14 protein-coding genes and 1 pseudogene are annotated in these 12,754 nt (G+C 36.6%); 7 read left to right on the top strand and 8 right to left on the bottom strand.

What is annotated here, in order from left to right; translation table 11 throughout:
• Positions 1-612, bottom strand: a pseudogene (locus tag WAX78_RS12170) (collagen-like domain-containing protein); the annotation flags it as partial.
• Positions 613-898: 286 nt separating this feature from the next.
• On the opposite strand from WAX78_RS12170, the gene WAX78_RS12175 reads away from it, so the two are divergent.
• A complete protein-coding gene (locus tag WAX78_RS12175) occupies positions 899-1,960 on the top strand; it encodes a glycosyltransferase family 2 protein (protein ID WP_336483013.1) in 1,062 nt (353 codons plus the stop codon).
• A gap of 109 nt (positions 1,961-2,069) precedes the next feature.
• Here the strand turns inward: WAX78_RS12175 and WAX78_RS12180 are convergent, their stop codons facing one another.
• The gene (locus WAX78_RS12180) at positions 2,070-2,579 is read right to left on the bottom strand and encodes a hypothetical protein (RefSeq protein ID WP_336482531.1); all 510 of its coding nucleotides are present in this window, start codon (positions 2,577-2,579) and stop codon (positions 2,070-2,072) included.
• A gap of 239 nt (positions 2,580-2,818) precedes the next feature.
• Between WAX78_RS12180 and WAX78_RS12185 the strand changes: the two genes are divergently transcribed.
• Positions 2,819-3,733 carry an NAD-dependent epimerase/dehydratase family protein gene (locus WAX78_RS12185; RefSeq protein WP_336482532.1) on the top strand — a complete coding sequence of 305 codons (915 nt, stop codon included), beginning with the start codon at positions 2,819-2,821 and terminating at the stop codon, positions 3,731-3,733.
• A gap of 289 nt (positions 3,734-4,022) precedes the next feature.
• Positions 4,023-4,187 (top strand): hypothetical protein, encoded by a 165-nt coding sequence (locus tag WAX78_RS12190; RefSeq protein WP_336482533.1) that lies wholly within the window; start codon positions 4,023-4,025, stop codon positions 4,185-4,187.
• Between the two features lie 43 nt (positions 4,188-4,230).
• On the opposite strand, the gene WAX78_RS12195 is transcribed toward WAX78_RS12190, so the two are convergent.
• Positions 4,231-5,100 carry an exosporium glycoprotein BclB-related protein gene (locus WAX78_RS12195; RefSeq protein WP_336482534.1) on the bottom strand — a complete coding sequence of 290 codons (870 nt, stop codon included), beginning with the start codon at positions 5,098-5,100 and terminating at the stop codon, positions 4,231-4,233.
• A 407-nt stretch (positions 5,101-5,507) separates the two neighbouring features.
• Between WAX78_RS12195 and WAX78_RS12200 the strand changes: the two genes are divergently transcribed.
• Entirely contained in the window at positions 5,508-6,212 is a 705-nt protein-coding gene (locus tag WAX78_RS12200) for a CotO family spore coat protein (protein WP_336482535.1), read from the top strand.
• A 53-nt stretch (positions 6,213-6,265) separates the two neighbouring features.
• Here WAX78_RS12200 and WAX78_RS12205 read toward each other — a convergent pair whose 3' ends face one another.
• A complete protein-coding gene (locus tag WAX78_RS12205) occupies positions 6,266-6,712 on the bottom strand; it encodes a CotY/CotZ family spore coat protein (protein ID WP_336482536.1) in 447 nt (148 codons plus the stop codon).
• Positions 6,713-6,847: 135 nt separating this feature from the next.
• Between WAX78_RS12205 and WAX78_RS12210 the strand changes: the two genes are divergently transcribed.
• A complete protein-coding gene (locus WAX78_RS12210; protein WP_336482537.1) occupies positions 6,848-7,207 on the top strand; it encodes a DUF1360 domain-containing protein in 360 nt (119 codons plus the stop codon).
• 73 nt (positions 7,208-7,280) lie between these two features.
• Complete coding sequence (locus WAX78_RS12215; RefSeq protein ID WP_176524710.1) at positions 7,281-7,445, top strand: cytochrome C oxidase subunit III; 165 nt, start codon at positions 7,281-7,283, stop codon at positions 7,443-7,445.
• Between the two features lie 180 nt (positions 7,446-7,625).
• Here the strand turns inward: WAX78_RS12215 and WAX78_RS12220 are convergent, their stop codons facing one another.
• The 4 genes from WAX78_RS12220 to WAX78_RS12235 all read right to left on the bottom strand — a co-directional run bounded on the left by WAX78_RS12220 (position 7,626) and on the right by WAX78_RS12235 (position 11,661).
• Positions 7,626-9,692 carry an ATP-dependent helicase gene (locus WAX78_RS12220; protein ID WP_336482538.1) on the bottom strand — a complete coding sequence of 689 codons (2,067 nt, stop codon included), beginning with the start codon at positions 9,690-9,692 and terminating at the stop codon, positions 7,626-7,628.
• A 201-nt stretch (positions 9,693-9,893) separates the two neighbouring features.
• Positions 9,894-10,316 carry a GNAT family N-acetyltransferase gene (locus tag WAX78_RS12225; protein ID WP_336482539.1) on the bottom strand — a complete coding sequence of 141 codons (423 nt, stop codon included), beginning with the start codon at positions 10,314-10,316 and terminating at the stop codon, positions 9,894-9,896.
• A gap of 1 nt (position 10,317) precedes the next feature.
• Positions 10,318-10,836: a YjcG family protein gene (locus WAX78_RS12230; RefSeq protein WP_336482541.1), complete on the bottom strand. Its 519-nt coding sequence runs from the start codon at positions 10,834-10,836 to the stop codon at positions 10,318-10,320.
• A 93-nt stretch (positions 10,837-10,929) separates the two neighbouring features.
• Complete coding sequence (locus WAX78_RS12235; RefSeq protein WP_336482542.1) at positions 10,930-11,661, bottom strand: alpha/beta hydrolase; 732 nt, start codon at positions 11,659-11,661, stop codon at positions 10,930-10,932.
• 140 nt (positions 11,662-11,801) lie between these two features.
• Between WAX78_RS12235 and WAX78_RS12240 the strand changes: the two genes are divergently transcribed.
• On the top strand, positions 11,802-12,713 hold the full coding sequence (locus WAX78_RS12240; RefSeq protein ID WP_336482543.1) for a DMT family transporter: 912 nt from the start codon (positions 11,802-11,804) through the stop codon (positions 12,711-12,713).
• Positions 12,714-12,754: the final 41 nt, after the last annotated feature.

Raw genomic sequence — 12,754 nt, forward strand, 5'->3', positions numbered from 1 at the left:
ACCTTGAGGTCCGGTAGCGCCAGTGTCGCCGGTAGCCCCCGTTATGCCTTGGATACCTTGAGGCCCAGTGTCGCCGGTAGCCCCCGTTATGCCTTGGATACCTTGAGGCCCAGTAGCACCAGTGTCGCCGGTAGCCCCCGTTATGCCTTGGATACCTTGAGGCCCAGTAGCACCAGTGTCGCCGGTAGCCCCCGTTATGCCTTGGATACCTTGAGGCCCAGTAGCGCCAGTGTCGCCGGTAGCCCCCGTTATGCCTTGGATACCTTGAGGCCCAGTAGCGCCAGTGTCGCCGGTAGCTCCCGTTATGCCTTGGATACCTTGAGGCCCAGTAGCGCCAGTGTCGCCGGTAGCTCCCGTTATGCCTTGAATCCCCTGAGGTCCGGTAGCGCCAGTGTCACCAGTTACGCCTTGGATACCTTGAGGTCCAGTAGCGCCAGTGTCACCGGTCAGACCTTGAAGTCCCTGAGGCCCTTGAGGTCCAGTAGCGCCAGTGTCACCGGTCAGACCTTGAAGTCCCTGAGGCCCTTGAGGTCCAGTAGCACCGGTAACGCCAGTCGGCCCTTGAGGTCCAGTGGCTCCCGTAGCACCGGTAGGACCACTATTTCCACCAGGTGGGACTGGCGGCAGAGTAGGACCTAATACAGGAGAAACAACATACTCTATTGAATGGAATTGATTAGCGGATTTTTCATTTTTCATTAATTCACCTCCAAAAGCTATTCAATATATATTAAATGCAGAAGGGAATCGAAATGATATGGTTGTTTTGTTTATTTTAAAAACATTATATTCTGATTATATGTATTTGTATTAGTAAATTTTCCTTACTTTTTTCATATACTACAAGGGGAAAGGAGGAAGGGCTTTGGTAACAGGGAGCATTACAATTAGCTTATGTATGATTGTGAAAGATGAAGAACAGACAATTGCTAGATGTTTAGAATCAGTACGAGCGGTTGTTGATGAAATTATTATTGTAGATACTGGTTCAACGGATCAAACAAAAGAGATTGTTAGAGAGTATACTCCTTATATTTATGATTTTGAATGGATAGATGATTTTGCAGCTGCTCGAAATTTTGCATTTTCGAAAGCGACAAAGGACTATATTTTATGGCTAGACGCCGATGATATTTTAGTGGAAACAGAAAAAGAAAAGTTGTTACATCTGAAAGAAAACTTGGATTGTAATGTAGATGCAGTTTCGATGTCGTATTATCTTGCGGTTGATGAAAATGGGCAACCTACTTACAGTTCTGTTCGAAATCGTTTAGTAAAGCGGATGAGAAATTTCCAGTGGATTGGATTTGTCCATGAATATTTAGCTGTTTATGGGAATATATTGAAAAGCGATATAGCCATTATGCATAAAAAAGAAAAAGAACATACAGATCGTAATCTTCAAATTTTCGAGAAGGCACTCCGAGAAGGGAAAATTTTTACACCGAGGGATATCGTTTATTATGCTAATGAATGTGTCGATCATAAAAAGTATGAAAAGGCAATTGAATTATATAACCAGTTTTTAGATGGGAAAGAAGGTTGGGTGGAAGATTGTATACACGCATGTGGGAAATTAGCAGATTGTTATAAACAACTGCAAAAGTCGGAAGAAGCACTGCAAGCATGTTTTCGTTCTTTTCAATATGACATTCCAAGGGGAGAGATTTGTTGTCGCGCCGGTCACATATTTATGGAAAAAGAAGATTACAAGCAAGCAACCTTTTGGTATGAGAGGGCGATTACTGTCCCGTTTCAAGATTCAACTAGATTTATAGATTATGCATCTTATACATGGGTTCCCCATTTACAACTATGTGTTTGCTGTAGTCGGTTAGGGGATAATGAGAAAGCAAATTATCATAATGAACAAGCGGCAGTATATGTACCGGACCATCCTTCGGTGAAATATAACCGTGAATATTTTCGAAATCTATTTAAAGACCATACAAAAGAATAAGTTGCTTTATAAGAAGATTCATAAAAAGGAATGTATAAACATTTGATAAATTGATTCCCTTTTAAACGAAAAACAAAGCCATCTCACAATATATGAGGTGGCCTTATTTTTAAGCAATTTGTGTGACTGTTAAAGTAGCAGAGCGAACATCTACAGTGCTTGCTGAGTTTACTATATCTGTAGGGACAATTTGTATTAAGTCATTTTGGTATAAGTTAATCAAAGTTACGCTGCTTGTTACTATAACTAGACCTGTGTCATCGAAAGTTGTACGTACAGCCGTTCCAGAGCCGGGGATAGAATTAGAGACAGTCGTACCATTTAATGTTAAGAAAAATATAGCAGATTCGCGGCCGTCAGGTGAAGCAGGAGAATTATCTAAAGAGACTGTTAATGTATAGTTAAGCTGATAAATACCAGATCTTTTGATGAGAAGCCCATGCCCAGTACTTTCTACATCAAGAAGAACAGGGGTGGACACGTTTGGATTTGTATTATTATTTGGTAAAGGAATTGGTTGACCTGTAGAAACAGGTGTAGAGCTTACCGAAAAAGCAATCCCAAAGGCAGGGAATTCTTTTACTGGCAAAGCAAAGAAATTATCGCAAGAATAATCCATATTTTCCCTCCTTTATATATTCTCATTCTAGTTAATGAAAAAAATAAATGAAACGTTATAGACAAGATGCTAATTTCACTAAAAATAAGAAAAGCGCCTAATTGTAGCAAAATGTGTATAGTTTACATAAATTGTAAGAATATTGTTTTTGTAGAAATGCTAACTTCTTTAATTAAAAAAACAAGTATTTTTATTTGTCTTATATGTAAGGAAATATCGTTTTGGGGGAGGGGCAGGATTTGAAAGTTCTAGTCACAGGTGGAGCGGGTTTTATAGGTTCACATATTGTTGAAACCTTATTAGAAAACAATATAGAGACAGTGGTTATTGATAATTTGGTTACTGGTCATAAGGATAACATCCCATCAAGAGCTGCTTTTTATCATGTTGATATACGTGATCCCGATATTGATAAAATTTTCAAGATAGAAAAACCAGATTTTGTAATACATCAAGCGGCACAGGTATCTGTGCAGGAATCTGTAAAACAGCCACTTTATGATTGTAGTGAAAATATTATGGCCACTATAAATATTCTACAATCTTGTATAAAGTATAACGTGAAAAAATTTATCTATGCATCAACCGCTGCTGCATATGGGAATCCTAAATATTTACCTATTGATGAGAATCATGATCTTAATCCTGTATCATTTTATGGTTTGTCAAAATTGACCAGTGAAACCTACATTCAATTATTTGCAAAGCTTTCGGGTTTAAAGTATACGATTCTTAGATATTCTAATGTGTATGGCGCAAGGCAGGATGCAAATGGGGAAGCTGGTGTTATTTCTATTTTTATTGACCGACTATTAAAGAATGATAGTCCAATTATATATGGTGATGGAAAGCAAACAAGAGATTTTATTTTTGTTAAAGATGTAGCATATGCTAACTTCTTAGCTCTAAGGAATGCTGACAATCAAATATGTAATATTAGTTCGAATCAACAAACTTCAGTCAATGAATTGCTGAATATAATTTGTAGTGTAATGAAAATAGAAGATAAGAGAATATACAAAGAGAAAAGACCGGGAGATATTATTTCTAGCTCTCTATTAAACAATAAAGCTAGAAAACATTTAAATTGGGAGCCGCAGTTTTCATTGCTTCAAGGGCTGGAAGAAACTGTTTCTTTCTTTCGGAAAGAATAAATTGAGTGAACGTCTTCTAGAAAAATTATCACACTCCCTATAAAACTATTACAAATGCTTTTAGGAATAGATTTATAGGGAGTGTCGATTACTAATTGTAGAAATGTCTACTTTCTATAATTTTACAGACTTATTATTAATCACGGTAGGCAAATGAGGGAAAACTATGCACTAGAAGCATGTTTTTGTGGAATACCTGTACTTTCAACAAATATCGGATAAGTAAAAAAAGGTAACCAATTCAGGGTTTCTAATATTAGGTATTAGCAGTACGATTCCTATCTTATTTTTGAATTGGATTATAGGACATAATTTTACTTCATTTAGTAGAAATGGATGGATTGAAAAAGATGCTAATATTCACAATGTAAATAAGCAAGAAAAGGAAAAAGTAAATAATGAGGAGGCCGCAGTGCCTCCTCATTATTTACATATTTTTCGTTTTGTTGAATAGGTGTAGCGATGTTATGAAAACTTTACTACAGAAAATATTTCAACTAAACAATTTCAACTCCGCCACTTGCTGAACCTGTAAGAGTAGCAACAGAAATAAGACCACCAGTATCGATTATAGAAAAGACCATTAATAAACGATCTCCAGCAGTTACTGGCTGACTCACTGTAGTATTGGAACCAGCGAGATTTACAGGAAGTACAATTAATGATGTGATATTTGGACTTAAGTTTACAACAGTACTTGTAAGTTGAGTGAAAACGTTGGTGTTATTATTTGCCACAGTGTTTATATATAAAGATGCTTCAACGATGATGCTACTACCAAGAGGAAGAGATACATTAAGACCTGTAGCAGTAAAATTTGCCCATACTGATTCAATGGTGCCGTTACGAGGCATTGTAAATGCTTCAGTTGCTAGGGAAAGTGTAAGAGTATTAGGAGACGTTCCTAATAAAGTGATACTAGGAATAGAAGACCCAAAGCCAATAGCACTTCCAAGGGCAAGAGTTGTGCCTAAAGCAGTAGCTGGTGTAATAGGTGTTGTGCCAGATGCAAATGGAATGATAGTACTAGAGCCAGCAGGTCCAGTGCTACCAGTTTGTCCAGTCTGTCCAGTGGCGCCGGTCACACCTTGAATACCCTGAGGTCCTTGAGGTCCGGTATTACCAGTAGCACCTGTAACGCCTTGAAGTCCCTGAGGTCCTTGAGATCCGGTATTACCAGTAGTGCCTGTGACACCTTGAAGTCCCTGAGGTCCTTGAGGTCCCGTAGCGCCTGTGTTACCTTGAGGTCCAGTCGGCCCAATCGGTCCTCCAGACGGTCCAGTCGGTCCAGTTGGTCCGGTTGGGCCTATTTCTGGTATAGGAAATGCACAAGGAAACGGCATAAATCTATCTTGATTATTACCCAAATTTTTATCCTCCTTAATGATTTTATAAAAATAGTGACGTCAATACATTTTATGAATAATGCAGAAAATGGTACTAGGTTGTCTCTCAAAATGGGACATTTTCTTTTTAAAATCGCACTGTAACTCAAATTGTTTTTAAATTGCTTTTTTCTTGTGAAGGTAACCTAATTTCATTGTTTTATAAGAATTACATATAAACTTTATTTGAATGAACCAAGTTGACGCCTTCTTAACTTTTTTATAAAAAATGAAGGGAATAGAAAGTGTTATAGAACAATTTCTAATTTTAAGGCAATGGGTAATATACTTTATGTAGATAGATAAAGAATCGATTTTTAACGAAACTTCTCCGTCCTATATGAATATAACTGTAATAACGTACGTTTCAGTAAAAAGGAGGATTGAGGATGGCGGACAAACAAATAAAGGAAGGGAAAAATCAACCGTTATTATATACACAACATTTGGATTTATATAAACTCCAGCGCCATATGCAGCGGAGTGTGATTGTGAAACAGACGAAACAAACGGCTGAAATACAGGGAAACGAAATAGATAACGTTGAAAATAGTGAACAGACTCACCGTATTGTTGAGGAGATAGATGTCATTGATCAAGAAACCATGCAAACGGATGTAGAGGAGATAGATGTCGTTGATCAAGAAACCATGCAAACGGATGTAGAGGAGATAGATGTCGTTGATCAAGAAACCATGCAAACGGATGTAGAGGAGATAGATGTCATTGATCAAGAAACCATGCAAACGGATGTAGAGGAGATAGATGTCATTGATCAAAAAACCATGCAAACGGATGTAGTGGAAGAGAATCAATCAAAACAAAACGATGAACAATTTGTAGAATCTTCTAGTAACACATGGCAGAATAAGTCGTTTAAAGATATGAATAACGAAGAGAAAATTTATTTCTTGTTACATCGACCTCATTATATACCAAATGTGAAATGTATTGTAAAAACAGAAAAAGCTTCTTATGTAGGGGTTATTTCTTCTTATGAAAATGGGGTGCTGCAAATGGTGGTACCAGGCTATATTAGTAATTTTTTTCTTAATATAGAAGATATCATATCGATTCGAATGATGGGTTTTTAATGTGGAAAAGGTGGTAGGATTCCTACCACCTCAATAGTTTTTTGGTTTACACATTATACGCCTGCAACGTGTACGTCGCGTAAGCATTGAATTCCACAGAAACAATTTAAATCAACAGTAATAACAGCAGATGTTGCTTGTAGTGTAGCAGTAGGGGTGTTTAAGAAATAAGAAATTGCATTTTGACCATCTGGTACACCCACTACCTCTAATACACGTAATACTGCATAACAGTCATCTACGCTTTCTACGCGAAGAACAGAAGATAAAACTTCTGGACCATTAGAAGGGATATATGCACTGAATACAGCCCCCTGACCGTTATATAACACAAATGGGCGAGTGTTTGCGAGTCTAGAGCCTTGATGTGCACCAAGGAATGGAACATCGCATCCTGTTGGGCATGTGCCTGTTGCGCAGTCTTGTAATTCATTGATGAAGTTTATAACATCACATACGCAATTGATGTTTAAAACCTTTTTGTCATCATTGTTACCCATTCTTTTCACTCCTTATCATAAGTTTTGATTACACTATTAGAATATTGACTGCAGGGTAAATCTGTTCCTGCTCTCAAGTTGTTTTTTTCAACGGATAAGCCTGTATTTAGAGGACAAGAAAAGGAGATGAGGAACTTGGTTTTTGAGAGTTGGCTTATGTTTTTTATTTTCTCATTCGCAGTATTTCGGTTAACACATCTTCTTGTATATGATAAGATTACGTCTTTTATTCGTGCGCCTTTTATTGAAGAAATACAGATTACAGAAGAGGATGGTACGGTTTCAACGTATATGAAAATAAGAGAAACGGGCATACGTAAATTTTTTGGTGAATTGTTAAGCTGCCATTGGTGTACAGGAATATGGGTGAGCGCTCTATTGCTTTTGTGTTATGAATGGATTCCTAAAGTAGCAGAGCCAATTATTTTGTTATTAGCAGTTGCTGGGGTTGCAGCAATGATTGAGACGCTTGCGGGTCGAATGATGGGGAATTGAGAAATGAAGGAACGAAACAGAAGGGTTGTTCATATAGTAAAGAGAGCGTTTAAAAATAGAGGAGATGTTTGCCATGGCGAATTATCAGCAACCTAATCCATACAATAATCTTCAATATTGGTACAAAATGCAGCAACAGCAACAAGGGCAGCTGAATCAGCAGCAACAATTAGAACAACTAGGATATATAAAGAAACAAGGTTGTAACTGCAGCGGAAATAAAAAGAAAAATCAGTAACAATCAAAAGAGGTTTAAGGGATGAAAAAATTCCCACTGATAGAAGTTTTATTTTATGAAAAATAAAATAAAAAACACCTTGTTTTATCCTCTTTGTAAGGAAAAACAAGGTGTTTTTTGTTTTGCAGGATGATTATATTTCAGAAAGTTTCGCGTAGTGGCGTTTCAGGAAGAAATCATTTAATTTGTTATTTTGTTTTTTTGTAAGTCATCCCTCGTCAAAAATAAAAATCTAGAAACATCAAGTTTCTTCCCTCTAAAAAATTGCGGAGAAGAAATATACAATTCTTCTTTTGCACGCGTAATAGCAACATATGCTAAGCGGCGTTCTTCCTCTAATGCTTCCGAAGTATCAGTGACGCGATCGTTTGCGTCTTTTAAGGAGGAAGCATGCGGTAATATCCCATCGCTTGCACCGAGTAAGAAAACACATGGAAATTCAAGGCCTTTGGCGTTATGAATAGACATAAGCGATACAGCATCTTGCTGCGTTCTTGTTTTTAATGCTTCCATTTCTTTTTGATTTTGTATAGCTGTGTTTATAAATTCTAAATACGCTGGAATATCCGAAAAGCGATTTGCAGATTCAATAAGTTCTTCAAGCATTTCTTCTTGTATTTCTTTTTGCATCGTAAAGGAAGAGCGGTCATTGCTCTGCAAATACTCCAAATATTGTCCTTTTCCCTTAATGATTTCCTTTAATGCTTTTTTCGGTTCGAGCTCTTTAATGAATTTTAGAAAATCAATACGATCGTTAATTTTTTTTACTTGGAATGGCTTTAAATTTGGATTAAGTAAAAGAAAATGTAAAAGGGAAGGGAAGCGACCTTCACCGTATTTCCATTGTTCTCGTTCAATAAATGATATACATTCATCACGTCCAATATACATCGTTGGCAAAATACTTGCGAGTGATTCTAAACGAAATGGTTCAAAGGCCAAACGTAGTTGATCTAACACGGGTTTAATAAGTGAGTGTTCATAAAACGATTGACTTGCCCCATATTTGACGAACGGAATTTTATGAATTGTAAGCTGATCGAGTAAGGAACGGCTTACAGAATGCGTCCGGTATAACAAACAAAAGTCTGTATAGTTTCGTTCACCATTTGCTACTTTATCTTGAATGAGTTGCAGTACTTGATTTGCTTCATCTAATGTTGTTGCTGGTCTTGAATAAAATGGTTGTATACCTTCTTCGTGAACGGTGTACAATTCTTTGTTAAATCGTTCTTGATTCAGCTTAATGACTTCATTACCAAGTCCGACAATGTATGGATTTGAACGATAGTTTGTATTTAAAGTAATAATAGTTGTATCATCAAATTCTTTTGGGAAAGAAAGGATAATTTGATGACTAGCTCCGCGCCAACCGTAGATGGCTTGATCGTCATCGCCTGCAATAAATAAGTTGTTTTGCGGTGCTGCTAATAGTTTTACAATTTCATACTGGGCGTATGATGTATCTTGAAATTCATCCACTTCAATATATTGAAAGCGCCCTTGCAGCTGTGTTAATAATGTTGCATTATTTTCTAGTAAATAAAACGTTTCAAGTAAAATATCATCAAAATCTAGATAGCGATGACTTTGCTTTACGTCTTCATAGCGTTGATATACTTCTTGGAATTCACGTTCAACGGGTGTTTTGGCCTGTACATCTTTCGGTCTATTTAATTTATTTTTTTCAAGTGAAATCATTGCTAGCATACTTTCTGCATCATAGTCATCTTTTAAACGAAGTTCTTTTAAAATTTTCTTTATAATAATTTGCTTATGTTTTTCGTTTGCTAAAATTTGTTGGTTGTATCCTTGGCTGCGAAGTAATTTTAAGAAAACAGAGTGGAATGTTCCAGCAACAAGATATTGGCTCGCTGCATGTGTCATACCAGGTAATGTTGCTACGCGGCTTCGAATTTCTTCCGCTGCTTTTTGTGTAAATGTGAGCAGCAATATGTTGCGCGGGTGAACACCTTTTACGTTGACTAAATAGCCAACGCGCGTTGTTAAGACAGACGTTTTTCCACTGCCAGCGCCAGCTAATGTGAGAACGGGTCCTTCTGTCTGACGAACAGCTTCTAATTGTTTTTCATTTAAATGTATTCCTTGTTTTTCAAGAGCGCGAAAATAGGTAACATCTGCATCATTTTGATTAATTAATTCGGTAGATGTTTTAGGAATATGATAAGTTGCGCGAGGTATATTCGAATGTGTTAATGATTTTTGCGAAAAATTTTCCTTAGTCATAATTTCACCTTCAATAAGTAGCATCAACTTATAACTTTATCGGAAGATAGGGGAAATGGCAATGTAAAAAAGTGAGACATCGATGTGGTTGAATTTGAAAAATAGGGTGTTTTCGCGTAATTAGTAAGGTGAAAAGTGAATCACACGTTATTTCACTAGATGTAAAACAATATTAAAAAGAAGCGCTAATTAGCGCTTCTTTTATAGTTTTTTTATCATCACAACATGCGGAATATCAGCTTCCATAAACATTTCAGAAATTGTCTCATATCCAAGCTTATTATAAAACGGTTCAGCATGTGTTTGAGCATGAAGCTTTAGTTTTGGAAGAGCTTCCTCTTTCGCAAGAGTTTCTAACGCATTCATAATGATTTTCCCGGCCCCTTTTTGACGATGAGAGGATAGGACACAAATACGTTCCATTTTTCCTATGCCGTCAACGATACGAAAACGCCCAGCACCAACTGGAACACCTTCATCGTATAAAACAACATGTTTTGCGACATCTTCATATTCATCGTATTCTTCTTCGGCCGAAACATTTTGCTCGTCCACAAAAACCTGTTTGCGAACGGAAAATGCATCTTCTAGCTGCTTTTCATTTTGTACGACAATAACTTGCAAATTACTGTTGCTCCTTTCCTAAATGGAATGTCTCATATACTGTCCATGTCCCATTTTCTAATTGATATACTAAATGGAAACGGTCAATTGGTTGTTCATAATAGAAATCTTTCATTTTTAGGCGACCTAAAACATCAGCATGTTCAGCATCTGATAATTGTTGTCCAATTGTAAGGTGTGGCACAAAAGCATATTCGCGATCTTGTGTGAATATACCGCTATGCATTTCTTCATTTAGAAATGTTAATTCTGGTGTTTTTTCCACTTTAAAGTAAATAACATTATTTACAGGTGCAAACGAGCTCACTTTTCCAACATGTAGTGTAAACGGATTTGTTTTGCTTCCGATTGTACGCAGCTCGTTTACAATTGTTTCTAACTGTTCATCAGCCGCTTCAAAAGGTGTTTTTAATGTAATGTGTGGTGGAACTAATGCATAATGTGGATCGTAACGCTTACGCAGACCGTTTGCTTTATCTTGAATCATTTTTGATGGAAAAATTACAATACCTAGTTTCATCTCTAAATTCCTCCCTTTGTCTGAACGTAAAATGTTTTTGTAAAAAAAGAACTCTTCTTCATTATATCAGATGATTCTGAAAAATACTGTGTATTATTTCATTGATAACATATGAGAAAACGCATGTGGCAAGTTTTTTTGCCAATATTTCCATGTGTGATTACCATTAAACTCTTCGTAATAGGTTGTAAATCCCTTTTCCATAAGAAGATTATGCAATTCTCGGTTTGGTGCTACAAAATCAGAAATATTGCCATCTGTTGTTTTTACATTTGTTTCTTCTGTACCGATAATATGGTATAAATCTAACGTTTGCGGCTCCGTAAATGTTTTGGCACGTTCTAACACAGATTCATTAACAAATGGTGATTGCATAATCACTTTACCGAATGTATGCGGATACATAAGAGCTGTCATAAATGAAACTGTACCACCTAAAGAATCTCCAATTAAAACGCGGCCTTTTCCCATTTGATACGTTGGGTACTTCTCATCCAAATATGGAGCAAGCTCGTGAGCTAAAAAGCGAATATACATGTCATTTTGCGATCCGTTTGGATGATATTTTTCTTTTCGGTCGTGTACATCTTTATATGGAATACCAACAATAATAGTTCGATCAATTTCTTCTGTTTCACGAAGTGATTCTATCACGCGATGTGCTTTGCCGAGTTGAAAATAATCTCTTCCATCTTGTGCAATTACAATGGTGTGCTTATGAAGCGGCGTGAAGTTTGCTGGTAAATAAACGAGAAGCGAAATTTCTTCTTGCAATGATTTACTGTAAAATGTAAGTTCTTCAATTTTGCCTATTGTTTGTGTCATTGTGTAATCTCCCCTAATTTAAAAGTTACTACAATTTTATTTTAGCATAAGAATGAGAAGAATCTAAAAAATTAGTATTCAGTAATCGAAGAAAGGAGCTATAATGAAATAGGAATTTTTCATAGATAAGGAGATGACATATGAAGCAGCCAAAATCGATTGCCCTGCCGTTAGCGATTTCGATTATTACGATTTCATTTGCGGCTATTTTTGTAAAAATGTCCACAGCACCATCTTCTATTTTAAGTATGTATCGTTTATGGATTGTTGTGCTTATTATGCTTCCTATAGTTTGGAAGAGAAGAGAGGAATTTACGAGAATTCAGAAGAAGGACTGGGGATTTTTAATTGGATCTGGTTTCTTTTTAGCATTGCATTTTCTTCTGTGGTTTGCATCGTTAAAATTTACAACAGTTGCAAGTTCAACGATTATTTTAGCACTGCAGCCGCTCGTATCTCTTGTGGGAGGATTTTTCCTATTTAAAGAAAGAACAACACTTGTTGCACTTGCAACAATGGGAATTGCAATTATTGGTGTAGGGTGTATTGGATGGGGAGACCTAGGACTGAGCAGGGAAGCTATATTAGGAGATATACTATCATTTTTAAGTGTAATTGCAGTGGTTGGATATTTGTTCATTGGGCAAACAACAGTGAAAAAAGTGTCCCACTGGATATATAGTTTTACTGTCTTTACATTTGCAGCTTTATTTTTAAGTGCTTATAACATGATGCTGCAAATTCCATTTACAGGTTATTCATCAGGGGACTGGACTGTATTTTTCTTACTTGCAACTGTACCAACTGTATCTCAAATGATTCATAACTGGTTATTAAATTATGTGAATGCGACGACAATATCTATGAGTATTTTAGGGGAGCCTGTTGGTGCAACAATTCTTGCTTTCTTTTTACTAGGTGAAAAACTAAATGTAATGCAAGTAGTAGGAAGTTTTTTTGTATTATGCGGTGTAGGTCTATTTTTAGTACAACAGCAAAAGAGTGTATATAAAGAGCAAGTAGAAGGTGCGGTTTATACGCAAAAGACGTAATTATTATCGTGTATTGAACAGAAGTGAAACTTCCGCTATTG

This window comes from Bacillus yunxiaonensis (genome assembly GCF_037104695.1).
Lineage (GTDB): Bacteria > Bacillota > Bacilli > Bacillales > Bacillaceae_G > Bacillus_A > Bacillus_A yunxiaonensis.